General features: G+C 36.2%; 29 protein-coding genes, 1 pseudogene and 2 riboswitches. Of the genes and pseudogenes, 19 read left to right on the top strand and 11 right to left on the bottom strand.

Annotated elements, in window-relative coordinates; translation table 11 throughout:
- The first annotated feature begins 154 nt into the window (after positions 1-154).
- The 3 genes from WAX78_RS06445 (at position 155) to WAX78_RS06435 (ending at position 2527) form a co-directional block, all read left to right on the top strand.
- Positions 155-886, top strand: coding sequence for a segregation/condensation protein A (locus WAX78_RS06445; RefSeq protein WP_336481477.1), 732 nt, complete (start codon positions 155-157; stop codon positions 884-886).
- 88 nt (positions 887-974) lie between these two features.
- Positions 975-1547 carry an SMC-Scp complex subunit ScpB gene (gene scpB, locus WAX78_RS06440; protein WP_336481476.1) on the top strand — a complete coding sequence of 191 codons (573 nt, stop codon included), beginning with the start codon at positions 975-977 and terminating at the stop codon, positions 1545-1547.
- Positions 1548-1624: 77 nt separating this feature from the next.
- Entirely contained in the window at positions 1625-2527 is a 903-nt protein-coding gene (locus WAX78_RS06435) for a ComEC/Rec2 family competence protein (protein ID WP_336481475.1), read from the top strand.
- A gap of 58 nt (positions 2528-2585) precedes the next feature.
- Here WAX78_RS06435 and WAX78_RS06430 read toward each other — a convergent pair whose 3' ends face one another.
- Positions 2586-3062: a hypothetical protein gene (locus WAX78_RS06430; RefSeq protein WP_336481474.1), complete on the bottom strand. Its 477-nt coding sequence runs from the start codon at positions 3060-3062 to the stop codon at positions 2586-2588.
- A 192-nt stretch (positions 3063-3254) separates the two neighbouring features.
- Here WAX78_RS06430 and nagA point away from each other — a divergent pair, with 192 nt between their 5' ends.
- The 3 genes from nagA to phnF are packed head-to-tail and all read left to right on the top strand — an operon-like array spanning position 3255 to position 5851.
- Positions 3255-4397, top strand: a complete 1143-nt coding sequence (gene nagA / locus WAX78_RS06425) for an N-acetylglucosamine-6-phosphate deacetylase (protein ID WP_336482001.1) — start codon at positions 3255-3257, stop codon at positions 4395-4397.
- Positions 4398-4401: 4 nt separating this feature from the next.
- A complete protein-coding gene (locus WAX78_RS06420; RefSeq protein WP_336481473.1) occupies positions 4402-5190 on the top strand; it encodes a glucosamine-6-phosphate deaminase in 789 nt (262 codons plus the stop codon).
- On the top strand, positions 5120-5851 hold the full coding sequence (phnF, locus tag WAX78_RS06415; protein WP_336481472.1) for a phosphonate metabolism transcriptional regulator PhnF: 732 nt from the start codon (positions 5120-5122) through the stop codon (positions 5849-5851). The genes WAX78_RS06420 and phnF overlap by 71 nt, the downstream gene beginning before the upstream one ends.
- Positions 5852-5985: 134 nt before the next feature.
- Here the strand turns inward: phnF and WAX78_RS06410 are convergent, their stop codons facing one another.
- Positions 5986-6801, bottom strand: a complete 816-nt coding sequence (locus tag WAX78_RS06410) for an HAD family hydrolase (RefSeq protein ID WP_336481471.1) — start codon at positions 6799-6801, stop codon at positions 5986-5988.
- Positions 6802-6966: 165 nt separating this feature from the next.
- Here WAX78_RS06410 and glcT point away from each other — a divergent pair, with 165 nt between their 5' ends.
- The 5 genes from glcT to ptsP all read left to right on the top strand — a co-directional run bounded on the left by glcT (position 6967) and on the right by ptsP (position 12326).
- Positions 6967-7815 carry a glucose PTS transporter transcription antiterminator GlcT gene (glcT, locus tag WAX78_RS06405; RefSeq protein ID WP_336481470.1) on the top strand — a complete coding sequence of 283 codons (849 nt, stop codon included), beginning with the start codon at positions 6967-6969 and terminating at the stop codon, positions 7813-7815.
- Between the two features lie 195 nt (positions 7816-8010).
- Positions 8011-8199 (top strand): hypothetical protein, encoded by a 189-nt coding sequence (locus WAX78_RS06400; RefSeq protein WP_336481469.1) that lies wholly within the window; start codon positions 8011-8013, stop codon positions 8197-8199.
- Entirely contained in the window at positions 8151-10214 is a 2064-nt protein-coding gene (gene ptsG / locus WAX78_RS06395; protein WP_336481468.1) for a glucose-specific PTS transporter subunit IIBC, read from the top strand. Before WAX78_RS06400 ends, ptsG begins: the two co-directional genes overlap by 49 nt.
- Before the next feature lie 136 nt (positions 10215-10350).
- The gene (ptsH, locus tag WAX78_RS06390; RefSeq protein WP_020059386.1) at positions 10351-10614 is read left to right on the top strand and encodes a phosphocarrier protein HPr; all 264 of its coding nucleotides are present in this window, start codon (positions 10351-10353) and stop codon (positions 10612-10614) included.
- Entirely contained in the window at positions 10614-12326 is a 1713-nt protein-coding gene (gene ptsP / locus WAX78_RS06385; protein ID WP_336481467.1) for a phosphoenolpyruvate--protein phosphotransferase, read from the top strand. Before ptsH ends, ptsP begins: the two co-directional genes overlap by 1 nt.
- A 142-nt stretch (positions 12327-12468) precedes the next feature.
- On the opposite strand, the gene WAX78_RS06380 is transcribed toward ptsP, so the two are convergent.
- The 3 genes from WAX78_RS06380 to WAX78_RS06370 form a co-directional block, all read right to left on the bottom strand.
- Entirely contained in the window at positions 12469-12777 is a 309-nt protein-coding gene (locus tag WAX78_RS06380; protein ID WP_336481466.1) for a DUF3915 family protein, read from the bottom strand.
- Positions 12778-13003: 226 nt separating this feature from the next.
- Positions 13004-13222 (bottom strand): hypothetical protein, encoded by a 219-nt coding sequence (locus WAX78_RS06375; protein ID WP_336481465.1) that lies wholly within the window; start codon positions 13220-13222, stop codon positions 13004-13006.
- A gap of 247 nt (positions 13223-13469) precedes the next feature.
- Positions 13470-14087 (bottom strand): nitroreductase family protein, encoded by a 618-nt coding sequence (locus WAX78_RS06370; RefSeq protein WP_336481464.1) that lies wholly within the window; start codon positions 14085-14087, stop codon positions 13470-13472.
- Between the two features lie 344 nt (positions 14088-14431).
- On the opposite strand from WAX78_RS06370, the gene WAX78_RS06365 reads away from it, so the two are divergent.
- The 4 genes from WAX78_RS06365 (at position 14432) to WAX78_RS06350 (ending at position 18176) form a co-directional block, all read left to right on the top strand.
- Positions 14432-15724 (top strand): sensor domain-containing diguanylate cyclase, encoded by a 1293-nt coding sequence (locus WAX78_RS06365; RefSeq protein WP_336482000.1) that lies wholly within the window; start codon positions 14432-14434, stop codon positions 15722-15724.
- Positions 15725-15819: 95 nt separating this feature from the next.
- Positions 15820-16950, top strand: coding sequence for a serine hydrolase domain-containing protein (locus tag WAX78_RS06360; protein ID WP_336481463.1), 1131 nt, complete (start codon positions 15820-15822; stop codon positions 16948-16950).
- Positions 16951-16954: 4 nt separating this feature from the next.
- Complete coding sequence (locus WAX78_RS06355; RefSeq protein WP_336481461.1) at positions 16955-17839, top strand: NAD(P)-dependent oxidoreductase; 885 nt, start codon at positions 16955-16957, stop codon at positions 17837-17839.
- Positions 17840-17843: 4 nt separating this feature from the next.
- A complete protein-coding gene (locus WAX78_RS06350) occupies positions 17844-18176 on the top strand; it encodes a DUF3909 family protein (protein ID WP_336481460.1) in 333 nt (110 codons plus the stop codon).
- 28 nt (positions 18177-18204) lie between these two features.
- Here the strand turns inward: WAX78_RS06350 and WAX78_RS06345 are convergent, their stop codons facing one another.
- The 6 genes from WAX78_RS06345 to WAX78_RS06320 all read right to left on the bottom strand — a co-directional run bounded on the left by WAX78_RS06345 (position 18205) and on the right by WAX78_RS06320 (position 23167).
- Entirely contained in the window at positions 18205-18483 is a 279-nt protein-coding gene (locus tag WAX78_RS06345) for a hypothetical protein (RefSeq protein ID WP_336481459.1), read from the bottom strand.
- A gap of 243 nt (positions 18484-18726) precedes the next feature.
- Entirely contained in the window at positions 18727-19239 is a 513-nt protein-coding gene (locus WAX78_RS06340) for a 1,2-dihydroxy-3-keto-5-methylthiopentene dioxygenase (RefSeq protein ID WP_336481458.1), read from the bottom strand.
- On the bottom strand, positions 19217-19855 hold the full coding sequence (locus tag WAX78_RS06335) for a methylthioribulose 1-phosphate dehydratase (RefSeq protein ID WP_336481457.1): 639 nt from the start codon (positions 19853-19855) through the stop codon (positions 19217-19219). The genes WAX78_RS06340 and WAX78_RS06335 overlap by 23 nt, the downstream gene beginning before the upstream one ends.
- The gene (locus WAX78_RS06330; RefSeq protein ID WP_336481456.1) at positions 19852-20511 is read right to left on the bottom strand and encodes a 2-hydroxy-3-keto-5-methylthiopentenyl-1-phosphate phosphatase; all 660 of its coding nucleotides are present in this window, start codon (positions 20509-20511) and stop codon (positions 19852-19854) included. Before WAX78_RS06330 ends, WAX78_RS06335 begins: the two co-directional genes overlap by 4 nt.
- Positions 20508-21752 carry a 2,3-diketo-5-methylthiopentyl-1-phosphate enolase gene (gene mtnW / locus WAX78_RS06325; protein ID WP_336481454.1) on the bottom strand — a complete coding sequence of 415 codons (1245 nt, stop codon included), beginning with the start codon at positions 21750-21752 and terminating at the stop codon, positions 20508-20510. The genes WAX78_RS06330 and mtnW overlap by 4 nt, the downstream gene beginning before the upstream one ends.
- Positions 21753-21816: 64 nt before the next feature.
- Positions 21817-21923: riboswitch (SAM riboswitch) on the bottom strand.
- A gap of 53 nt (positions 21924-21976) precedes the next feature.
- Positions 21977-23167, bottom strand: coding sequence for a pyridoxal phosphate-dependent aminotransferase (locus WAX78_RS06320; protein WP_336481453.1), 1191 nt, complete (start codon positions 23165-23167; stop codon positions 21977-21979).
- Positions 23168-23270: 103 nt separating this feature from the next.
- On the opposite strand from WAX78_RS06320, the gene WAX78_RS06315 reads away from it, so the two are divergent.
- The 4 genes and pseudogenes from WAX78_RS06315 (at position 23271) to WAX78_RS06300 (ending at position 25900) form a co-directional block, all read left to right on the top strand.
- Complete coding sequence (locus tag WAX78_RS06315; RefSeq protein ID WP_336481452.1) at positions 23271-24050, top strand: carbon-nitrogen family hydrolase; 780 nt, start codon at positions 23271-23273, stop codon at positions 24048-24050.
- Between the two features lie 73 nt (positions 24051-24123).
- Positions 24124-24269: riboswitch (SAM riboswitch) on the top strand.
- Between the two features lie 85 nt (positions 24270-24354).
- Positions 24355-25539 carry an S-methyl-5-thioribose kinase gene (gene mtnK, locus WAX78_RS06310; protein WP_336481451.1) on the top strand — a complete coding sequence of 395 codons (1185 nt, stop codon included), beginning with the start codon at positions 24355-24357 and terminating at the stop codon, positions 25537-25539.
- Positions 25536-25667, top strand: a pseudogene (gene mtnA, locus WAX78_RS06305) (S-methyl-5-thioribose-1-phosphate isomerase); the annotation flags it as partial. The gene mtnK and the pseudogene mtnA, both read left to right, overlap by 4 nt.
- Positions 25668-25747: 80 nt before the next feature.
- Positions 25748-25900: a YvrJ family protein gene (locus WAX78_RS06300; RefSeq protein WP_336481450.1), complete on the top strand. Its 153-nt coding sequence runs from the start codon at positions 25748-25750 to the stop codon at positions 25898-25900.
- Positions 25901-25993: the final 93 nt, after the last annotated feature.

The following is a 25993-nucleotide window of genomic DNA, read 5'->3' as shown; positions in this document are numbered from 1 at the left end:
ACAATGTACTCATTACACTGTTATCATATGAACACGATGGGCATTGTGGCATAGGTATACGTCTATTTTTGATTAAATTTCTGAAAAAGGTTGGATAGTGTATGCGTATGCTCTATACTTATGGAGTGACAGAAAAAATGTGGTGGGATGATTTGTGCAATATAATTTTAAAGTTGAGGCATTTGAGGGCCCTTTAGATTTGTTATTACATTTAATTAATCGTTATGAAATTGATATATATAACATTCCTGTAGCGGGAATTACAGAACAATATTTATCATATATCCATGCGATGAAAGAATTGCAGCTTGATGTTGCAAGTGAATATTTAGTTATGGCCGCGACGCTATTACAAATTAAAAGTAAAATGTTACTTCCAAAGCATGAAGAAGATGAACAGGATAGCAGTGAAGAATTTATAGAAGATCCTCGGCAAGAGTTAATGGAACGTCTGATTGAGTATAAGAAATATAAGCAAGTCGCTACCCAATTAAAAGAAAAAGAACAAGAACGAGCACAGTTATATACACGTCCTCCTCTTGATTTTATGATGTTTCAAAAAGAGGATGATGAAAAGCTGCCGATTGATGTTACGCTATATGATATGCTGGCAGCATTTCAAAAGCTAATGCGTCGAAAGAAAATACAACGTCCGGTGACAGCTACAGTTGCTCGGCAAGAGATTCCGATTGAACAACGAATGGGTGATGTTTTAAAACAATTAGAAATGGCAGGAGGTCGTCAAAGTTTTTATGATTTATTTGCAGATGACGACCGAGAAATGGTTGTTGTTACATTTTTAGCAATTTTAGAGCTTATGAAACATCAGCAAATTGTCATTGAGCAAGAGCATAATTTTGATGAAATTTTCTTATTGAAATCATAGTTGTACAGTTTGGCCGAACGCAATATATTGTTGTTCGGTCTTTATGATGTATATGGATACAAGGAATGTGAGAAAGGAGCTTTTATCGTTGGATAGACAAGAACAAAAGGCAGTTATAGAAGGACTGCTGTTTGTAGCAGGTGATGAAGGGATTTATCCGGAACAAATCGCAAAAGTGTTAGAAATAGAAGTGAAAACTGTAATAGGGCTTGTAGAGGAATTACAGACGGAATATGAGCAGTTGCACCGAGGTTTGCAAATTGTTCAATTTGCAAAGGTGTATCGTTTTACAACGAAGAAAGAACATGCCTCGTATTATCAAAAATTGATGGATGCACCAACAGCTGCATCTTTATCGCAAGCGGCATTAGAAACATTAGCAATTGTTGCCTATCGCCAGCCAATTACGAGAACAGAAATCGAAGAGATTCGCGGTGTAAAAACGGATCGCGCTTTGCAAACACTTGTGTCTCATTTGTTAATTAAAGAAGTAGGGCGTGCAGAAGGACCAGGACGTCCCATTTTATACGGCACAACAAAAGAATTTTTAGATACATTTGCATTACAAACATTAGATGAATTACCTGCTTTGTCAGAAGAGGGCGAAGGAATGAATGAAGCGGATTTATTCTTTGGTTCTTTACAAGAAATTTCGAAGTGAAAGCTTGGCATTTTGCCAAGCTTTTTTGTATATGAAATGAAAGCTGCGTCATACTAAATAGAAAAAGGAGAAGGTGTATGAAAGATGTGCGTATCGCTCTTTTTCTATTTTCAATTGTATTATGTATAACTTTAAATAGTGCATCCCCTATACGTCAGCATACTTCTATACATACGGCTTCTTCCTTTTCAAGTCAGCGTACGCATTTAGGTAAGATGACTGTAAACTTTTTAAAAGTTGGGCAAGGGGATGCAACAATTATTTCTTTACCGAACGGGAAAACAATTTTAATTGATGGTGGACCGTATGAAGCAGGAGAGCCTATTATTGATACATTAATTAAAAAAGGGATTAAACGTTTAGATGTTGTCATTGGTACGCATCCTGACATGGATCATATAGGGGGATTAATTCCAATTATTGAACAAATGCCAGTTTCACTTGTGTTAGATAGTGGAAAACTATATAGTTCATTTACATATCATACGTACATAAGAAGTATTAAAAAAAGAGGTGTACCATTTTTACGAGTAAAAGAAGAACAATATATCCCTCTAGATCCTCATATTTCTATTCAAGTGTTAAATGATGGGAAAGCGAAGCGAGAAAATAATGAATCCTCTATTGTATTGAAAATTCGTTATGGTAAGGCTGATTTTTTGTTTATGGGAGATGCAGATACAAATACAGAGGAAGAAATGATAAAACGATATGATGTACATGCGGATGTATTGAAAGTTGGTCATCACGGCTCGTATACATCAACGAGTGAAAAGTTTATAACGGCTGTTGCACCGCAGTTTGCTGTTATTTCATATGATAAAAAGAATCCGTATGGTCATCCACATCGAAGTGTGATGAAACGACTATATCGGCATGGCATTACTGTATATACTACAGTAAAACATGATGTTGAAATTGAAACAGATGGAGAGCGTATTGTTATTCAGCATCAGTTACCTTTACCGTTGTTAAAATAGTGTATGTATAAGCTAACTTCAGCAGCGGGTATATAAGCTGCTGAAGTTACAAATATAATTAATTACGTTTATATACAGTCACGTTCCAAAGCTTTTCTTGATATCCGTTTAATAAAATATCTAAGTCATGCATAACACGATGTATTTCTACAAGTGTAGTTGCTTTTTTCTCTTTACGGGCTTGTTTCGTGTAAGAAACAATATTTTGAAAGTCTTTTTGCAAATCTCCTTCAACTGACGGTGTGTATTGTAAGAATTGTTCTTCAATTTGTTTTAAGGCGGCATCATGCTCAGCCCATAAAGAAGAGGAAGGGGTCCAGTTTTTATATTGGTCATAACAGACCAATTTGTTTAGTAATTCATGCTTTTCATGAATTGATTTGTAAATAGCTGCAGTTTGAGCATCTTTTGGAGGCTCTGGAGGTGTTGAGACTTGTTTAGATATATTCATTTTCGTCATAATATAATACGTTCCACAGCCAATAAGAACTACTGTTATAAAGATAGTGAATGAAATAATTGCGGATTTCTTCATGAGATTGTTAATCTCCCCTTTTGAATAAAATGAATGTTATATATTATAATTAGAGAAGAAAAGTGAATTACCTGTTTCTTTTATCAAAAATTTATCTGTATTGTATAGACAACTACTCGTGTATATATTATGATGAAAATAGGTAAATAGGTAATAATACAAGTAGTATTATATGGGAAAGGATCGATGGAAATGAAAACGCAAGTTGTCATCAATGCCAAAATTTATACAGGTCATGAAGTGTTAGAAAACGGTTTTATTCGTTATACAGATCAAATTCAAGAACTGGGATTGATGGCTCAGTATGTACCACAAGAAAATGAAGAGATTCATGATATAAAAGGGAATATTGTAATTCCAGGAATGATTGATGTTCATATTCACGGTGGATACGATATTGATGCAATGGATGCAAATAGCGATGGATTAGTAACTCTAGGTAAACAGATGTTACAAGAAGGAGTTACAACTTTCTTCCCAACAACAATGACGCAGTCTCCCGAAGCAATTGAAGCAGCTCTAAATGCTGCAAAAGAAGCAAAGGGAAAAGGTGCACATATTGAATATATTCATTTAGAAGGCCCGTACGTTTCAAAAAAACGTGCAGGTGCACAGCCACTTGAATACATTGTTCCTGCAAATATTAAACAATTTAAACAATGGCAAGAAACAAGCGGAAATTTAATTAAACTGGTAACATATGCTCCTGAAGAAGAAGGGGCGCGTGAGTTTGAACAATACCTCGCAGAAACTGGTGTTATCGGTACAATCGGACATACAGATGCAACTGATAATCAATTAACAGATAGAAATATTACACATGCAACACACCTTTATAATCAAATGCGTGGTTTGCATCATCGGGAGCCGGGTGTAGTTGGTCATGTGTTATTAAACCCAGACGTAATGGTTGAAGTGATTACAGATGGTATTCATATTCATCCAGATATGGTGAAATTGGCATATAAATTAAAAGGTCCTAAAAAAGTAAGTGTTATTACTGACGCAATGCGTGCAAAGGGTCTAGAAGATGGATTATATGAACTTGGCGGACAGCCTGTACATGTAAAAGATGGTAGTGCTCGATTAGAAGATGGAACATTAGCTGGTAGTATTTTAAAAATGGACCAAGCGTTCCGAAATGTAATTGAATTTACAGGATGTTCAATTGAGGATGCTGTACTTATGACATCAGTTAACCAAGCGGAAGAATTTGGATTAAATAGCAAAGGTGCATTAGCGGTAGGTAAAGATGCAGATTTTGTTGTCATGACAGAAGATTTACATGTATATGATACTGTTCGATTAGGAATCCATATGAAAGAAGGGAAGTAAATAGATGAATATCCTTGTTGTGAAAACTCCAGAAGAATTAGCAGAAGCAGGCTATAAAATAATTGAAAAAATTGTAAAATCAAAAGAAAATCCAGTGCTAGGAATGGCTACAGGAAGCTCTCCATTAGGGATTTATGCATTAATGAGAAAAAATAAACTTGATACAAGCCGTGTAACCACTGTAAACTTAGATGAGTACGTAAATTTACCATACGAAGACAAAAACAGCTATCATTACTTTATGCAAGAACAGTTGTTTAATCATCTTCCATTTAAAAAAACTTATGTACCAAATGGAATGGCAGGCGATTTACAAGAGGAATGTAAACGTTATGAAAGCATTATTGATACCAATCCAGTTGATTTGCAAATTCTTGGAATCGGTGAAAACGGTCACATCGGATTTAATGAGCCGGGAACACCACTTGATTCTGCAACTCACATTGTTGAGTTAACAGAATCTACTCGTCAAGCAAACCGTCGTTTCTTCGAAAAAGAAGAAGATGTGCCAACTCATGCCATTACAATGGGAATTGGTAGCATTATGAAAGCAAAGCAAATTTTACTTGTTGTTTCTGGCTTAAAAAAAGCAGAAGCGATTAAGGAAATGCTACAAGGGAACGTAAACGAAGGTTGTCCGGCTACAGTTTTACAACGTCATCCAAATGTAACCGTAATCGCAGATCAAGAAGCTCTATCTTTATGCAGTGAGGCGATTGCTGATGAACATCGACAAGTATTCACCATTTCCGATCTATTATCAGATTCAAGAGTGGGTGAAACAACTAATTGAAGACGGTGAATGGAAGCCGGGAGATAAAATTCCATCTGAAAATGAATTATGTGATAAGTTTGAAGTAAGTCGAATGACAATCAGACAGGCAATTAATAACTTAGTTGAACAAGGATATTTATACCGAAAGCGTGGAATTGGAACTTTTGTACAACTTCCGAAAGTTGAACAAAAGCTGCAAGGCATGACTGGATTTACAGAGGATATGCTCTCTCGTGGAATGGAACCTAGTAGTGAGTTATTAAGCTTTCGCCTTGTTCCGGCTACTGCTAAAGTAGCAGACAGACTTAGAATTCAAGAGGGAGAATCAGTTTATGAAGTGAGACGTATTCGCTTAGCTGATGAAGAACCAATTGCGTTTGAGACAACGTATTTGTCACCATCTCTTGTAAAAGATATTAACGAAGAAATTTTGCAGCAATCATTGTATGAGCATTTAGAAAAAAAACTAGGTTTTAAGCTAGTTCGTGCTATGCAATCTATTGAAGCATCTATTGCAACGGATGAAGAGGCTGAGCATCTTCATATTCCAAAGAAAGCACCTGTGCTTGTAATGAGACAATGGTCGTATGCAGAAGGTGAGTTACCACTGGAATACGTAAAATGTATTTACAGAGGAGATCGCTATAAGTTTATTACAAATATTTCACGCAATAAATAGGAAAATAATGTTTTATGGAGTGAAATAAAGTGAAACTTCCATCAGTGGGGGTGAAGAAAACCCCACTGATGGAAAGCTCTCACCAATCGGCTTTTTACTCCTCGCGAATAGCGGGATAAAAATACGACTCATCCTTATAGGGAGTGAGTCGTATTTTTATGTTCTTCATTATAATGAAGAACATATTCAATCGCATCTTTAACAGAAGAAACTGTATGAGTTGCGTGTTGTCTGACTTCATCATCTGCGCCCGCCATCGCAAAGCTATGAGGTGTTAAAGCAAACATTGGGATATCATTGTAAGAATCACCGATACAAGCTATTTCGTTAGGCTGAATGTTAAATTCATCTAATAAGACAGAAATAGCAGAACCTTTACTAATGTTAGGTGGCATCACATCTAAACACTGCTCGGCAGAAATAAAGGTGCTTACTTTTCCTTTGAAAGTTTCATCAATTTGTTTTTGAAGAGTAATTAAATCTTCTTTGGTACCCCCAACTGAAATTTTATTAGGGAAAAGTGTCTTATCGATTTTTTCGAGCAAATTTGGTTCTGCAACGGAAGTCATTTTTATTTGCTTTTCGAGCTCATGAATAAACGGTGTTTTTTCCTCAATATAATAATTATATTCATCACTTACATAGCGAAAGAATGGTTCTTTATTTGTTATAGACAATAGCTCTGGTAAAATAGTAGAATCAAATGTTGCTGATAGCAATTGTTTATTTTCGTGTGTATATACAAATACACCATTTACACTAATACGATGAAAGTTTATGTCAACTTTGTTCATTAACTCGGCAATTTCGTTATCAAGTCTTCCAGAAGCGAAACAAAGGATTATATTTTGGTCAGCAAGGCTACGCAGTGCATCTATATCTTGTTCATCGATTACACCTCCGTGTTGCATCATTGTGCCATCAATATCGCTTATGAACATTTTAATCATGTTGTTGCTCCTTTCTACTAGGCGTATATCTTTACATTATACGCATCTCATGCAATCATGTCTAAAAAACGACATTTTCGAAATGGTAGATGTTTTACATTGACGAAAAATAAGATTGTTCTGTAACATGAAAGCAGACGTTTTTATGAGCAAGGGTGGTGTTGAATGAATAATTGTCTCGAAATTAAAAAAGTTTTAAATAATAATGTTATTATTGCTGCACATCCAGAACATGAAGAAGTAGTCGTCATTGGAAAAGGAATTGGGTTTGGCAAAAAAGCAAAAGAAATGTTACAAGTAGACCAGATTGAAAAGATGTTTGTATTAACAAATGAACGTGACCGTGAACAATATAAACTTCTTGTTCCGCATGTGAGCGAGAAGTTAATTGAATTAATGAATGATCTTATGTTTTATATTCAAGATCGTGTAGATAAACCGTTAAATGAACATATTCACATAGCTTTAACGGACCATATTGCTTTTGCTATTAAGCGATTAAAGCAAGGATTTACAGTAGACAATCCATTTTTAGTAGAAACAAAAGTACTGTATCCAAACGAATATAAAATTGCAGAGGAAGTTGTAGAATTAATTAACTCTCGTTTAAATATTCATCTTCCAGAAGGGGAGATTGGATTTATTGCATTGCATATTTATAGCTCTATTACAAACTCTGAAGTGTCTTCTATTAATCAAAATTCTAAATTGATTGCTCATCTCGTCTCTTTAATTGAAGCAAATTTACAGATCGTGTTAGATAAAGAGAGCATTCATTATTTACGTCTTGTTCGGCATTTGCAATACGCAATTGAACGTGTGAAAAATGGTGAACAAGTGGAAGAATCACAAAATTTTGCAGCTCTATTAAAAGCTGAATTTCCAGAGTGCTATAATTTGGCATGGAAACTTGTTAAAGTAATGCAAAAACAATTGCAATTGCCTGTGTATGAAGCGGAAACGATTTATTTAACGATGCATTTACAGCGCCTTGTGAAGGTAGAACAAGTATAGGAATTGTTTGATTTTGTCGAAAATGTAAACGTTAAAAAAAGTTGTTGAATCGCTTACATGACTTATGTATAATAAACTTACAGAAAGTTATTACTTTCGACAAATTTTGCACATCGATAAACGGAAACGTTTGCGTGAACTGAATATCGCACTTATTTCATTACGATTCGACACGTGTTACTGATTCGATCAGGCATGAGTGAAGAAGAGGTTGGAATGGTAGCTATTGAAAGGGACATACTACTCCTTGATAGCTATTTTCTACCTTTTTTTAACTCATGCCTTTTTGCATTTGCCGAAAGTAAAAATAAAAAAGAAAGGGAGGAAGAATCCAAATGTTTAAAAAGATTTTTGGTGTTCTTCAAAAAGTCGGAAAAGCGTTAATGCTTCCAGTTGCTATCCTTCCGGCGGCAGGTATTTTACTTGGATTTGGTAATGCATTTCAAAACCCACAGTTAACAAATCTAATCCCTGCTTTAAAAGCAGACTGGTTTGTTCTAGTTGCAAAAATTATGGAACAATCTGGTGATATTATTTTCGCAAACCTTGCATTATTATTCGCAGTAGGGGTTGCCATCGGGTTATCAAACGGAGACGGAGTAGCTGGATTAGCGGCCTTCGTTGGATATTTAATTATGAATAAAACGATGAGCGTATTCTTAGGAGTAGACAAGCTAGTTCAAGTAACAAGCAAAGCTGGAGATCCAATTAAAACTGGTTTTGCAGATCCATCTTATGCAAATGTATTAGGCATTCCAACACTTCAAACGGGAGTGTTTGGTGGTATTATTGTAGGGATATTAGCAGCATATTGCTATAACAAATACTTCAACATCGAATTGCCATCATATTTAGGATTCTTTGCTGGCAAGCGTTTCGTGCCAATTGCAACAGCAACATTCGCTTTAATTTTAGGGATTGTAATGTGCTTTGTTTGGCCACCAATCCAAAGCGGTTTGAATGCATTTTCGCATCAAATGATTGATGCAAATAAAACGTTAGCAGCATTTGTGTTCGGGTTGATTGAGCGGTCTTTAATTCCGTTCGGGCTACATCATATTTTCTATGCGCCGTTCTGGTTTGAGTTCGGTTCATATACAAATGCAGCAGGTGAAGTTATCCACGGTGACCAAAAGATTTTCATGGCACAATTAAAAGATGGTGTCACATTAACAGCTGGTACATTTACAACAGGTAAATATCCGTTTATGATGTTCGGTCTTCCAGCAGCAGCATTAGCAATGTATCATGAAGCACGTCCGGAAAATAAAAAAATGGCAGCTGGTATTTTAGGATCTGCTGCGTTAACATCTTTCTTAACAGGTATTACAGAACCAATTGAGTTCTCATTCTTATTCGTAGCACCTGTACTATTTGGAATACATGCAGTATTTGCTGGTTTATCATTTATGACTATGCAACTTTTAAACGTTAAAATCGGGATGACATTCTCCGGTGGCTTAATTGACTTTATGCTATTTGGTGTCTTACCAGGCCGTACGGCATGGTGGTGGGTAATTATTGTTGGTCTTGTACTAGCAGTGATTTACTACTTCGGATTCCGCTTTGCAATTCGCAAATGGGATTTAAAAACACCAGGTCGTGAAGTAGTAGAAGAGGTCGAAGGAGCAGAAAAAGTAGAAGCAGGCGAGCTTCCAGGTGAAATTTTAGTAGCATTTGGCGGAAAAGAAAACATTGCTTCTTTAGATGCTTGTATTACACGTTTACGCGTTCAAGTAAAGGATCAAAAAGATGTAAATAAAGGTCGTTTAAAAGAGCTTGGAGCAGCAGGTGTTCTTGAGGTTGGTAACAATATTCAAGCGATCTTTGGTCCAAAATCTGATACGTTAAAATCACAAATTCAAGATATTATGGCAGGTCGTGCAGTGCATGTTCCAAAAGAAGCGCCTGCAAAAGTAGAAGAGCCTGTACAAAAAGCAGATGTAAATGAAGTAATTGCGATTCCGATTGAAGGTAAAATTTTACCGATTACAGAAGTGCCAGATCAAGTGTTTTCCGGAAAAATGATGGGGGATGGATTTGCGATTGAACCGGCGGAAGGAACTGTAGTTTCTCCGGTAAATGGTGAAATTGTGAACGTATTCCCAACGAAACATGCGATCGGTATTCAATCTGAAGGCGGAAAAGAAATTTTAATTCACTTCGGTATTGATACAGTGAAATTGAATGGAGAAGGCTTTGAAGCACTAGTTTCTCAAGGTGATAAGGTAACGCAAGGCCAGCCTTTATTAAAAGTAGATATAGCATTTGTAAAAGAAAATGCGCCTTCTATTATTACGCCGATTGTTTTCACAAACTTACAAGAAGGCCAGAAGGTTGAAATCAAAAAGCAAGGTAATATTAAAAAAGGTGAAACAAACGTTATTGACATTCAGTAAAATTTAGACGCAAAATGTTTATAATTATAATAGGCGATGTAGTTGACCGAACATCGCCTATTATATACAATAGAATGTGTAGTACTCACGTCTATACAACCTAAAATATACTGTAGTTTAAAGGAGATAGATTATTATGGAAAAAATCTTTAAAGTAACTAGTGACTCAGGAATTCATGCTCGTCCAGCAACTTTACTTGTAAATACTGCAAGCAAATTTGGTGCTGATATTAACTTAGAGTATAATGGAAAAACTGTAAACTTAAAATCAATCATGGGTGTTATGTCTTTAGGTATTCAACAAGGCGCAGAAATCAAAATCACTGCAAACGGTGATGATGCAGCTCAAGCAGTAGCAGCTATCGAAGAAACTATGAAAAACGAAGGATTAGGAGAATAATGACTCTTAATATTAAAGGAATCGCCGCGTCAAGTGGTATTGCAATTGCAAAGGCGTTCCGTCTAGAAAATCCTGAATTTAACATTGAAAAGAAAACGATTACGGATGAAGCTGCGGAAATCGCACGCTTAGAAGCTGCGCTTGAGAAATCAAAATCTGAATTAGAAGCAATTAAAAATCACGCTTTTGCTGAGCTTGGTGCTGATAAAGCGGCTATCTTTGAAGCACATTTACTAGTATTAAATGATCCAGAACTAGTAAACCCAGTAAAAGATAAAGTGAAAAACGAAAAAGTAAACGCTGAATTTGCGATGGATGAAGTTGCATCAATGTTCATTACTATGTTTGAGAGCATGGATAATGAGTATATGAAAGAACGTGCAGCGGATATTCGTGACGTGACAAAGCGTGTTATTGCACACTTACTTGGAATTAATTTCTCAAACCCAAGTACAATCTCCGAAGAAGTAATCATCATTGCAGAAGATTTAACACCGTCTGATACAGCACAGTTAAATCGTAAATATGCAAAAGGTTTCACAACTGATATTGGCGGACGTACATCTCACTCTGCAATTATGGCTCGTTCAATGGAAATCCCAGCTGTTGTTGGTACAAAAGTTGTTATGGAGCAAATCCAAAACGGCGATATCGTAATCATCGACGGCTTAGATGGAGAAGTAATTGTAAACCCATCTGAAGAGACTCTTCGTGTTTATGAAGAAAAGAAAGCACAATTTGAAGAGCAAAAAGCAGAATGGGCAAAATTAAAGAATGAAGCAACAGTTACGGCAGATGGTCACCATGTTGAGCTTGTAGCAAACATCGGTACACCAAAAGATGTAAAAGGTATTATTGATAACGGTGGTGAAGGCGTTGGTCTATATCGTACAGAATTCTTGTACATGGGCCGTGACAACCTTCCAACAGAAGAAGAGCAATTTGAAGCATACAAAGCTGTTCTTGAAGGTGTAGGAGAAGGTCAGCCGGTTGTTGTTCGTACACTTGACATTGGTGGCGATAAAGAGCTTCCATACTTACATTTACCAAAAGAAATGAACCCGTTCTTAGGCTACCGTGCAATTCGCTTATGCTTAGAAGAACAAGATATCTTCCGTACACAACTTCGTGCATTACTTCGTGCGAGTGTATACGGTAATTTGAAAATTATGTTCCCGATGATTGCAACTCTTGATGAATTCCGTCAAGCAAAAGCAATTTTATTAGAAGAAAAAGAAAAACTTGTGCAGGCTGGTACAGTTGTGTCTGATAGCATTGAAGTTGGTATGATGGTAGAAATCCCCGCTTCTGCGGTGTTAGCTGATCAGTTTGCAAAAGAAGTAGATTTCTTCTCTATCGGAACAAATGATTTAATCCAATACACAATGGCAGCGGATCGTATGAATGAACGCGTATCTTACCTATACCAACCATATAACCCAGCAATTTTACGTCTTGTAAAAATGGTTATTGATGCAGCTCATAAAGAAGGAAAATGGGCTGGTATGTGCGGTGAAATGGCAGGAGATGCTCTAGCAATTCCGCTATTAGTTGGATTAGGATTAGATGAATTTAGTATGAGTGCAACATCTATTCTTCCAGCGAGAACGCAAATTTGCAAGCTTTCAAAAGCACAAATGGAAGAGTTAGCACAAAAAGCTTTAAACATGTCAACTGCTGAAGAAGTAGTAGAACTTGTAAAAAGCATTTAATGAAAAAAACCTGAGCTGAGTGAAATCGGTCTCAGGTTTTTTTATAACGTAAAAAATTTTCTAGGTAGGTATTTTTTCTCGCAAGTAACAAAATAAATAAAACCAGGAAAGCAATAGCTTTCCTGGAAGGTAATGACTTCTATTAGAAAACGATAGCTACAACGTCATGTGGGCAAACACGTAGTAAACCTGTTGTTGTTGTTCCTACACTTACACTTGTAGAGACTCCAGAGAAAAGTGCTACCCCATTTGAGAAGCCCTCAAATACAACGTTATTAAAAGAACCGTTATCTCTAATTGTTAATAGAGCGATTGGAGTACCGATTGAAATATTTCTAAGAACGCTGCAAAAACGATTTCTATGACCAGTACGATGCTCGCTACGGCGGTCGCTACGTACACGGCGCTCGCTGCGGCGGTCGCAGCCATCAAATCCGAAACATCCGAACATAATTCTCACCCCCTTCACATTAATAAGATATGCTCAAGGTACATGCTTTGTTTGGACACAGTGCAGATTTTTTAAAAAGATTTTTTCCTATTTTGTAGGAAAAGAATAAATGTTTTAGGTAGACTGTTGCGATTCTTCTTATAACATATGAGAAGAGGGAAATGAGAGTTTGGACAAAAATCTGATATGGAAATAAAAAAGACTGCCTCTTTTTTAAAGGCAGTCTTTATATTTTTTTGCTTTTATATAAAACAATGATATACACAGGAAGTGCTAATAGTAGTGGTGCAACAGATCGAGAAGCATGTTGACCAATTTCGGACTGAAGCGCTGTTTCTTTTGAAAACTGTAGCATCGCAATATTTGTCATATCTCCAACGAAGTACAGAAGCAGTACTGTGACTAGGTAGCACAATATCGCGATAAAGCTTCCATATAAATTCAACGAAAATCCCTCACTTGTTATCAATTTGTTACTATTGTATCATAATTGTAACAAAAAAGCATCTTTAGATTCTATCCTTCCTAAATAAAGTAGTGATAATTACTGGCTTGCTAAAGATATGGATTAAAAAAGACGAAGGAAAATCCCTTCGTCTCTTATCCTGCTATTCGCGGGCAGTAAGTCCCCACCTCAAGATTTAGAGCGAAACAAAGAAGATAGGTGGGAGATAACTGCTGGCAGTTTTACTTTATTTTGCCCATTCTGTTACTTGTTCTACGCTCATGCGTGGTGCTGGGTGCCCCTCTAATGTAGATTCACCAATTGTAATTAACATAATTGGAAGGTAACGAGAAGACACATTAAACTCTTCCATTAATGCTTGCGGGTTAAAACCGCCAATTGCACATGTGTCCCAACCAGTTGCTTTTGCTGCAAGCATAAGTTGCATTGCTGCTAAAGATGCATTAGAGAATGCAGCATCACGTGGGTATTGTTCACGTTGATATGCACCTTCAATGTTTTGTGCCAAACGATTTTTTGCTTCTTCTTGCATAAGTCCTTGTTCTACAAGTGGACCGTATACAGCATCAACATTTTTATTTGCTTCTAAGTCACCTAATATAGCGACAACTGCAGATGCATCAAGAATTTGTTGCTGGTTATATGCAATTGGATGTAAGCGGCGTTGTACTTCTTCACCTTGGAATACAAGGAATTTCCAGTGTTGTAAATTCCAAGCTGATGGTGCTTGACCAGCAGCTTTTAAAATATTATATAGTTCCTCTTTTGAAATTTCTTTTTCAGGATTGAAAGCACGATTAGATGTACGTTCGTATAAAACAGTAAAGAAATCTTGCTGTGTCATTATAATTCCTCCAAGCTTTGTTTCTATTTATAAATGAGACGAATATAAAAATGTTCTTAACTTACATTTTGTAAGTATGTACTGTAAAAGAATATAATATATGTAGTTATATTGTCAAGTGTTTTAAAAAAGATAGGAATAAAAGAAGATATTCGCACAAACGTCTCACTTATTGTTGTCATACAATAAAAAGATGATACAGGACTTCAAGCGGTTTATATAACGTGAAACTGCCATGTGATGGTTTGTTGAACAAATCAAGTTCTTATAAGTGACGAACTCTATCGTAAGGGGGTTCTTAAGCTTGTAAGAATGAGATAAATGAAGTGAGTGAAAGCCTAGTGGTGAACATTCTGCATTTTTTATTAGAACATACAGTTTTTCAAAATGTATTACAGGATCTCGATATGAATGTATTGTATATTGAAGAAGGTCATAATCAAGAACATACAGTTGCAGCGTTAAAGCCAAAGTGCTTGTTTTTAGCACATAATTTTAAGGAAGGGAAAATATTGTTTGAAAAAGTTCAACCACAAATCGTAATTATATATATTTCTCATTCTTCTCAAGTCGAATTTGTAAAAGAATTATTTACTTCAGATATTTCTTTTATCATTGTATGGAGTGAACAAGTTACATCTCAATTTGTTGACCTTATTAAACTTGGGGTGCGAAATATTGTATTACCTCCAATTACGCCTCAATCTATACTTGCTGAAGTGCAAAAGAGTGTGTATGAGTTGTCACTATTAAAACAAGTTATATTACAACAAGAGCTACTTCAAATGATATTTGATTTTCAGAATGATTTGTTTTTTATTCTAGAAGATGATGAAATTATAGATTGCAATACAAATTTTTTACGTTTCTTCGGATATGAAGATCTTATGTCATATCATGAGGATCACATGACATTTGCTGAACATTTTGCAAGGGAGAACGGGTATTATATTGCAGAAAATGATATGATGTGGATTGATGATTGCTTAACGCAATCAAGAAAAATCAAAATGTATAACGACGCTGAAGAAGCAACTGTATTCTTGTTACGTATTGTTCCTTTGCCGGATGATGTATCGAGATTCATCGTTACATGTACAGATATTACAGAATTAGAAGACGAATATAAAGAGCAAGAGCGTTTAGCAACCATTGATTCCTTAACAAATATTTATAATCAGTTGAAGTTTCAAAGACTATTTTCACAAGGTTGGGAAACTGCTATACGAATGAGTCAATCATTTGCTCTTATTTTATTTGATCTTGATGATTTCAAAAAAGTAAATGACACATATGGTCATGATTTTGGAGACTTAGCATTGTCACAACTAGCAGAACTTGTGACAGCAAAATTACAGCCGCATCATGTTTTTGCACGGTGGGACGGAGAAGAATTTATTATTTTTTTGTCTCATACAACAGAAAAAGAAGCATTTCAAATTGCAGAATCACTTCGTTTTTTTATCGAAACAAAAAAATTTTCTGGAATTTCAAAGATCACAGCAAGCTTTGGTGTTGCTGCATACGAAAATGGAATTACGAAAGAAATATTGATGCATCGAGCAGGTATTGCATTATATGAAGCGAAAAACAAGGGGAAAAATCAAGTGTGCTTATATAGAAAAGAAAAAATGTAACATTTTTCGCAACAAATTGTTGCGATTTTTTTTTATTGTCGGATAATGGTGAAGAGGGGAATAATTATTTAAGATGCGACGGAGGATTTTTAGTAATGAAGACGTTATGGAGTACCATTATTTTTTTGCTTTCTATTTTATTAGTTGGGAGCTATTTCTTTTTTAAAGTACCTGCTAAAAAAGAAGCAAAGTCAACAAAAACAATACCCTCTACTGAAACAATAAAAGAAAGAGAAAAAGAAAAAGAAAAAGAAAAAGAAATTGATTATACGGCTGTTACGCAAAAACTAGAACAATATTTAAAAGATAAACAATTTAACGGCTCGGTTCTCGTTTCATATCAAGGCCGTACAATATTCAATAAAGGGTATGGCTTCGCGGATGTACAAAAACAAACTGAAAATACGCCGCAAACAAAATATCGAATTGGTTCTATTACAAAAACGACCATTGCGGTATCAATTCTACAGTTGCAAGAACAAGGGAAGGTAAATATACAGGATAATGTGAATAAATATATTCCTTCTTTTCCTGCTAGTAAAAATATTACGTTGTATCATTTATTAACGCATACATCGGGACTCCCTGAACATGGAAAAGGGAAAGTCAATGCATCATCTCGCCTTAATTTAGTGACATGGCTGGGACAACAACCAACCGCCTTTCAACCTGGAAGTGGCTGGTTATATTCGGATTATAATTATATGGTGCTAGCTTATATTGTAGAAAAACTCTCGGGTCAATCCGTAGCACAATATGTTACAAATCATATCTTTATTCCCGCAGGAATGACGGAGTCAGGTATGGGAGAGGCACCAACAAGAGATGCAAATTTTTCAAAAGGATATAAAAGGAAAGAGAATGAGCTTGTGTTAGCGCCTAAATTAGCAATGAATTGGTTATATGGATGCGGAGAGATGTATACAACGGTGCAGGATATGAAAAAACTAGATGAAGCAATTATGACAAATAAGCTTATTTCTGCTGAAAGTTTAAAATTAATGCTAACACCATCCTCCGAAAAAAAATATGCATTTAGTTTATATATATATCCTGATTATTATCATAATCATGGTGTACTTTCGGGATGGAATACATTTAACAATTTTAATTGGAATAAACAATTATTTGTGATTGTATTTTCAAATGTGCAAAATGGAATTGATGATGGGTTTAATAATGAGTTTCGTAAACTTGTGAGTGATTTATTAGAGAAAAGGGGATAAGAAGATGAAACAGATATTGCCACCGGCTTCTATTGGTTTTGTTGGTACAGGTGTTATGGGAAAAAGTATGGTGCGTCATTTAATAAAAGCTGGTTATATTGTTTATGTATATAATCGTACAAAAGAAAAAACAGCAACTCTGATTGAAGAAGGTGCACACTGGTGTGATTCTCCTAAGGAAATTGCAAAAAAAGTAGATGTTGTCATGACTATGGTTGGTTATCCGCATGACGTGGAAGAAGTATATTTCGGTGCAGAGGGGATTCTTACTCATGCCAAGCGAGGAACGATTACGATTGACTTTACAACATCAACACCAACTCTTGCGAAACGTATTTATGAAGAAGGGAAGAGCAAAGGAATTCATGTATTAGATGCCCCGGTATCAGGCGGCGATATTGGAGCAAAAGAAGGGCGCCTTGCGATTATGATTGGTGGGGATGAAGAAGTATATGAAGCATGCTTACCTTTATTTGAATTGTTAGGTAAAAACATTATGTTGCAAGGAAATGCAGGTAGTGGTCAACATACAAAAATGTGCAACCAAATTGCAATTGCATCTAATATGCTTGGTGTATGTGAAGCACTTGCTTATGCAAAAAAGGCAGGTTTACATCCAGAAAAAGTGTTACAAAGTATTTCTACTGGTGCAGCAGGTAGCTGGTCATTAAGTAATTTAGCACCGCGTATGTTACAAGGTGACTTTGAACCAGGATTTTATGTAAAACATTTTATTAAGGATATGAAAATTGCGTTAGCAGAAGCAGAACAGCTTGGATTATCTGCACCTGGCTTAGCTCTTGCGCGAGAATTATATGAACAATTGATGCAAGACGGTGAAGAAAATAGTGGAACACAGGCATTGTATAAACGATACATAAAGGAGTGAGTGCATGGGCTTGGAGAAATTTGATAATATCATTGATACGGTACAGCGCGCAGAAACAATTCATATTAATGATAAGCAACTGGCTGCATTTAAAAAGAAGTATAATTTTGAACCGGTATTTGAATATGGCAGAGATGAAACAGGTCGTTATGTCATTCGCACAACGAAAGAAATGCTAGAAGAGATGGAATTTTATTTAGCGTTAAAGTACGAACGTGATCTCATTGATGTATATATGAATGCAGAAGTAGCTGGGAAATTTTATGTTTCGGTTAGTTATGGAGAGGATGCACTTCATTTACAGGAGCTATTTCAATTCTTAGAAGAAAATAAATAAAAAAGTCCTCATATGAGGACTTTTTTATTTAAGAAAGGCCTGTTGCGCGGCGTGCTTTTTCAATTGGAAAGGGAATGACTTCACCCATTCTAGTTCGAGTAAATCGTTTTGTGCGAGAATGACGTAATATATATAGTGCAAACAGTGTACAAACAGGAATTGCACCATATAAACCAAAAAATAAAGCGCTTACAGAAGATGCGACAAAACCGATCATACCGACTTCTAATTCCTCCATAATAGCTCCCACAACAGCAGGTATAGACCCGCAAACGACACCGAAAAGAATGGCTAAAATTAACTCCATGTATTCCCTTCCTCCTTTTTACAATTTCACTTGTTTTTTCTATTATTTGTATTATAACACATTTTAAACAGAATATTCAGAAAAAATTCACAAAATGTTCATAAAATTGTAAAAAATTATTCAACAAAAAATGCAGGTTTATCTCCTGTATAGAGATAAACCTGCCCATAGGAGGATGTATATATGTAGAGTGAATAAAAGGAAGAAAAAGGGGAATCCATTCCTTTTATTCAACGTACTACCTTAGTAAATAGGAACCCAACCTTCAGTTGTCACAAAAATACGAATTGCGACAACTTGACGATCATCTTGAAGTGTAAAGTAATGTCTCGTGTTTTCAGGAACCGAAATTAAATCGCCTGGTTCAAGTTCAACATCAAAGAAACGACCATCTTTTCCTTGAATGGCAAAAATGCCATGTCCGCTAACAATAAAGCGAACTTCATCATCAGTATGATGGTGTTCTTGTTTAAAGTTTACTAATAATTCATCTAAATTCGGTGTTGCGTTAGAAAGTGAGATAACATCGCTTGCTTGATAGCCGCGGCGCTTAGAAACATCAGCGACCTCTTCTGCGAACACTGCTAAAATTTCTTTCTTACTTTCATCAGTTAATGCATAGTTTTCTTGTAAATGAGCAGGAAGTTTTATGATATCCCATTTCTCATACAAAACACCTTCATTTTGTAAAAATTGTTGTACTTCTATTTCTTTTTCAATACGAGTGTTAACTTCATGAATACGAATTTGCGCCATGTTGAACGCCTCCTTTAATTGATAAAAGTTTAATATGGAACTGGAATAGAAACTCATATGCTTCTAATCTTTTTTTTGTATCAAAGCTATCTTTTCCCCATACTGTAATACCGTGATTTCGGATTAAAACTGCTCCTGCATCTTCATAAATATGATTACGGAAATTCTCACCTAACGTTGGAATATGAGCGTAATTTTCAATGATTGGAATTCGAATAGAGGCTCCTTCTTCCCAAATGTTGAGAGCTTTAATAATTTCTTGATTGCAGAGTACAACTTCTTTGTCATATACGTTTGTAATGACATTGTTATCGGTTGTATGGACATGCAAGACGCATGCAGCGTTTGTATTGTTATAAATGTGAGTATGTAACAATGTTTCTGCAGAAGGGCGTAAATCTGTTTCTAAAACAGGATCCCCATTTTGATTGACTAACAGAAAGTCATCTGGCGTTGTTTTTGTTTTATCTCTTCCACTTGCTGTAATGAGAAAGGTAAGTGGATTGTCGCTCACTTTTATGGAAATATTTCCGCTTGTTGCTGGAAACCAATTTCGGTCGGTTAATTCTTTTTTCAGGTCACTTAGCTCTTGCCATTGACGAAATAACTGTTTCACTTTATCACCTCCAACAATTTCCCTACTTCGTTTTGGATATCATGAAATGTTTCAAAAGGTGTATAAGAAATGTGATGTTCTTTGCATTTTGTAATAAGAAAGTCACGAGCAAACACTTTATCAGCAAGTTTTGCGGCTTGTAAATCTGTAATAGAATCCCCAATTACAATTTTAAAATTATTCCGTGAACTTAAATTGCGAATAAGCGTTGATTTACAAAGACCACATTCATTTTCACAATGTTCATCACACAAATGTGGCCAATTTACTTGAATTGTTTCATTAGAAAAATCAGTTGTATTACAATAAATTTGCTTAAAATCAACAAGTCCTTCGAGAAGAGGATAAACAAAAAAGTCCATTCCTCCTGATATGATATAAAGTGAGATATTGTTATCTCGTAAAAACTGTACAAATTCTATAAAGCCAGTACGAATGACTGCGGTTTCTTTAATGAAAGCTGTAATCTCATTTTGTAGACTTGTAGGTAATAGAGAAAAAAGTTTTCCAACACCTTCTTGAATAGAAAGTTCTTGTGATAAAATTTGTTGTTTAATTGTTTCCGCTTCTGGCGGTGCAAACTTTTCCATAATGGCAACAATATTATCGTTATTTGTAATTGTGCCATCGAAATCGCAAAAAATTTGAATACTCATGCCTTCACCTCTCCAGAAGGATTGCCCCATAAACGCAAGGCGGCTTGTAAATTAGGATCATTAACCTCATGAAGAGGTATGTTTGTTAGCGTTGCATCGATAGCAGATCGAAATGCTTTTCCGCCTCCCTGTGCGCCAGATGGGTGTCCGTGAATACCGCCACCAGCATTAATGACACATTGCTGACCAAAATCACGAATAAGAAGCGGAACAAGTCCTGGGTGAATGCCAGCAGATGGAACAGGAAAACTTCGTTTAAATGGCTCATTTTCATCTGTAAGTGATTTTGCTAAAGAAAGTGCTTCTTCTTGTTTTAAAGCGACAGTTCCATAAGGTGATGGAAATAATGAAAAATCTGCGCCTGCATAGCGAAGGAGCTTGCCGAGTAATAAGGAAGATGAAAATCCATATAAATCAGATGCTATGTAAGTCCCGCTTACTGCTGGGTGTGCCATGATTGGAATAGAAATATCATCGTCCTCCGCTAAAGCTTGTAAAACATCAAGTCCATAAGCAAATGCATTGAAGAGTAATAGATCAGCTCCAGCTGCAACGGCTTGTTTCGCCTTCTCTTTTAAATCATAAGTGCGTCCTGAAAGATTAACAGCATATAACGTCTTATGACCATATGTTTCGTAAACGGACTGCAATACTTCTTTTCCAGCTCGGATCCGTTCAGACAGTGGTGTTAACGGATTATCAAATAAAATTTCGTCATCTTTTACAATGTCTACACCTCCGCTTGCTTGATCGCGAAGCTGTGTTTTCAAATAGCCGATATTTCGGCCAATCATTCCTTTGAAAATACTCATGAGAAGAGGGCGGTCGTGAACTTTCAATGTGTTTCGTATCCCATTAATACCAAATTTAGGACCTGGAAAAAGCTTTTTTATATCATCAGAAAATGTTAAATCAATTAATTTAATTTCTCCGTCTAGTGACAATTTTCCGAAAACAGTGGTGAAAATTGCTGGTAAGTCGGTACTGAAGTTAGCAGATGGATAATGAATTTTAATAAGGCCTCGCTTTACTTTTTTATCAAGGTATATATTTGTTTTTTCGTTGTTTTCTAATTCTTCCACGCTAATGACGGAGCCTTTATGTTGTTTTAATTGTTCTTGTAGTAAGTGAGGTAAGTGTGTCCACGAACCAACTGTTAAACCGAGAGCGATTTGCTCTGCTTTGTGAATTAAATTGTGAGAATCATCATGAATTAAGTATGTTGCTATTATTCCGCTCATTTTCATAACCTCCTAGTTGAATAAAAAAAACCTCTCAGCTAAGGAGAGGTTTTTTACAACCAGCTCCTTATCTGTCAGCGTAATGCTGCGAGAATTAGCACCGTGCCTACATAAAGTAGATCGGTTGCCGGGTTTCATCGGGCTCGTCCCTCCACCTGCTCTTGATAAGAAGTATTTGGAAATGCTTTAATTTTTTTTGATAACTGAATTTTGACAGAGAATTTTTATGTTGTCAATATTTTTTTGAAAATTTTTAATTGATCAATTCTATGAACTGCTTCTCGAAGGCGTTCTTCTGTATGTAATAAACCAACGCGAATATAACCTTCTCCGTGTTCACCAAATCCGATACCTGGTGCGACGGCAACGTGTGCTTGCGTTAATAGTACATCAGCAAATTGCTCTGACGTATATCCATCTGGAACAGGAAGCCATGCGAAAAAAGATCCTTTTGGTGCAACAACATTCCAGCCGATAGAACGACAAGCGGCAATTAAAGCATTTCTTCGAGATTCATAGCGTTCTACTAGTTCATCTACGCAAGTTTGCGGACTTAATAAAGCTTCGCAAGCAGCTTCTTGCACGGCACCAAAAATACTGACGTACATATGATCTTGTAATAAGTTGATCGTTTCGATGACACTTTCATTCCCAACGGCAAATGCAATGCGCCATCCTGCCATATTATATGTTTTTGATAACGTATAAATTTCAATGCCAACATCTTTTGCTCCATCCACTTGTAAGAAACTAATTGGTTTTTTGGTATCAAAACCGATAGCACCATATGCGAAATCATGACAAACTAAAATGTCATGTTTGTTTGCATATGATACAGTTTCCTCAAAGAATTCTGTTGTTGCAACAGCTCCGGTTGGATTATTTGGATAGTTTAAAAACATTAATTTTGCTTGTTCAGCAGTTTGTTTATCAATCTTTGTATAATCAGGTAAAAATCGATTTTCTGCTAATAATGGCATTGTTGAAAACTTTGTTTTCGCTAAGGCAACACCTGATAAATAATCTGGATAACCAGGATCAGGAACGAGAATTGTATCGCCTGGATTTGTAAAACAAAGCGGTAGCTCAACTAATCCGGCTTTCCCGCCAAATAAAACAGCTACTTCGGTTTTGGGATTTAACTGTACACCGTATTCACGCTCATAAAACGTAGCGACAGCTTCTTTTAAGCTTTCATGTCCGCGAAATGGCGGATATTTATGATGAATTGGCTGTTCTGCTGCACGCTGTAGTGCCGTTACGATATGCGTTGGTGTTGGCTGATCTGGATTTCCTTGTCCTAAGTTAATAACATCATGCCCAGCTTGCACGGCTTTGTTGACTTTTGTGACAAGCGTAGCAAAAAATTGTGTTGGTAGTGATGTTAATACCTCAGAAGGTTGAAAATGTTTCATACTTTCCACCTCTTTTGAAAATTGTTGCAATTATAGTGACAAATGATATAATCTTTTCAACTTTTTGTAAAGGAAAAAAATAAAAGGGAGTAGGGAGAAATCTATGAAAATTGCTTGTATTCAAATGGATATCACTTTTGGTGATGTAGAGAAAAATATAGAACACGCTGAGAAAAAAATAAACGAAGCAATGAAGGAAAAGCCAGATGTTATTGTATTACCAGAGCTATGGACAACAGGTTATGACTTAGATCGGCTTGCTGAAATTGCTGATCCAGATGGGGAATACACGAAACAACTATTATCGAAGTGGAGTAAGCAAAATTGTGTAAATATTGTTGGAGGATCGATTGCTAAGCAAACAGAGAAAGGTGTTACAAATACAATGTATATTAGTAATCGAAGCGGAGAAATTGTGGCTGAGTATAGTAAAGTTCATTTGTTTCAACTGATGGATGAGCATAAATATTTAATTGCTGGAAATGAAACTGGGCATTTTCTATTAGAGGATATACCGTGCGCAGGAACAATTTGCTATGATATTCGTTTTCCAGAATGGATACGTGTTCATGCTGCACATGGGGCAACAGTATTATTCGTTGTAGCAGAGTGGCCACTTGTTCGCCTAGCACATTGGCGGTTATTACTTCAAGCAAGGGCAATTGAAAATCAATGTTATGTTGTAGCGTGCAATCGTGCCGGACGTGATCTAAATAATGTATTTGCAGGGCATTCGCTTATTATTGATCCTTGGGGAGAAGTCGTCAATGAGGCAGATGAAACAGAAATGATCTTGCATGGAACGTTAGATGTAAAGAAGGTTGCTGAAGTGCGTAAAGGGATTCCTGTTTTTTTTGATCGCCGTTCAGAATTGTATAAGTAAAAAAGTATTGACAAGTAATTTTTATTCTTGGTATAGTCAACAACAGAAACTGAAAAATTTAGACAACTATATACTCTTATCAAGAGCAGGTGGAGGGATTTGGCCCGATGAAACCCAGCAACCGACCGTAATACCATTGTGAAATGGGGCGCACAGTTCGCGCCTAGTAAGGCACGGTGCTAATTCCAACAGAAAGAGAGACTTTCTGATAGATAAGAGGGGAGAAGTGAATCTTCAAACCTCTTTCGTCATCGAAAGGGGTTTTTTATGATGAAAAACCCCAATATATTTAGGGGGAATCAAAATGGGATACAAACAATTAACAGAAGAAACAGCCGTTACATATGCGAAAGAAAATGGTTATTTTTCAGAAAAGGCAGTTGTCACTTGTGAAGAAATTGGTGATGGGAATTTAAATTATGTGTTTCGTTTACGTGATGGGAAGAAGGGATTGATTCTTAAGCAAGCTCTTCCATACGCAAAGGTAGTAGGAGAAAGTTGGCCGCTATCTTTACGCCGTGCAACCATTGAAAGTGATGCATTGCAAATTTTTGCAAAATACGTACCAGAGTATGTACCGAAAGTATATGGGCACGATGAAACATTAGCGATTAGTGCTATAGAAGATTTATCAGCTTTAACGATAACGAGAAAAGGATTGATAAACGGGGAAGACTATCCCCTATTATCCAAACATATCGGGCGTTTTTTAGCTCATGTTCTTTTTTACACATCCGATTTTGGAATACAAGCAGAAGAAAAGAGAGTGCTAGATAGTCAGTTTGTAAACCCTGATTTATGTAAGATTACAGAGGACCTTGTATTTACTGATCCATTTGCAAACTATGAAACAAATGAGTATGAAGAAGAATTACAGGGTGTTGTTGACGAACTTTGGTGTGATAAAAACTTGAAGCTACAAGTAGCGCAGTGTAAGTATAAGTTTTTGACGCGAAAAGAATCATTAATTCACGGTGATTTACATACGGGAAGTATATTTTCATCATCTTCAGAAACGAAAGTGATTGATCCAGAATTTGCGACATTTGGTCCGTTAGGGTTTGATCTAGGTCAATTTATTGCGAATTTATTATTAAATGCACTGTCGCGTGAAGAAAACAAACGCAGCGTATTATTTTATCATATTGAGCAAACATGGAGTGTTTTCGTAGAAACATTTACAAGGTTATGGATGCTCGAAGGCGTAGAACCGTATACGAGAGAAAAGCAATGGCTACCAATTGTACTGAACAATATTTTCACTGATGCAGTTGGATTTGCAGGATGTGAGGTCATTCGCCGTACAATTGGATTAGCGCATGTTGCAGATTTAGATGAGATTTCTCATAAAGAAACACGATTACAAGCAAAAAGGCATGCATTACAGTTAGGAAGAAAATTACTTCTACATAAAACAGAAAATGCAGATGCTCGTTTGTTCCATATCTTATTTGATTCTATTGTTTTGGGGAAGGAAGTAAAAGCGTGAGTATAAGCATAGCAGTACCTCGTTCTATTAGTTGGAAGGGAGATTCCATCGCTCTTTTGAATGAAACGAAGTTGTCGACTATTGTTGAATATAAGGCATTAACTACAATTGAAGATATTCGGAAAAATAAGCTGAAATGATTTGTCTTGTTTTTATTTACCACTTTTTTGGAGTCTCACTTACCTATAATAAGAAGGGAGGAGAGACTATGGAGGAATGGATATCGGTTATTGGCAATGTTGGCTTTCCGATTGTCGTTACGCTATACTTACTGCATAGAATTGAAAGTAAGTTAGATGGCGTTATTGTCGCGATTGAGAAGTTACCAAAGCAGATGCAAAGATATGAAGCTCCAAAATAAAGTGAAACTTCCATCAGTGGGGGTCTTACTGTCCAAAAGTAGCGGGATAAAATATGTGATGAAAACGGATTGTGTGGTAAAGGCACAATCCGT

The sequence above is a fragment of the Bacillus yunxiaonensis genome, from assembly GCF_037104695.1.
GTDB lineage: Bacteria > Bacillota > Bacilli > Bacillales > Bacillaceae_G > Bacillus_A > Bacillus_A yunxiaonensis.
This window is presented reverse-complemented; position numbering and strand designations above follow the sequence as displayed.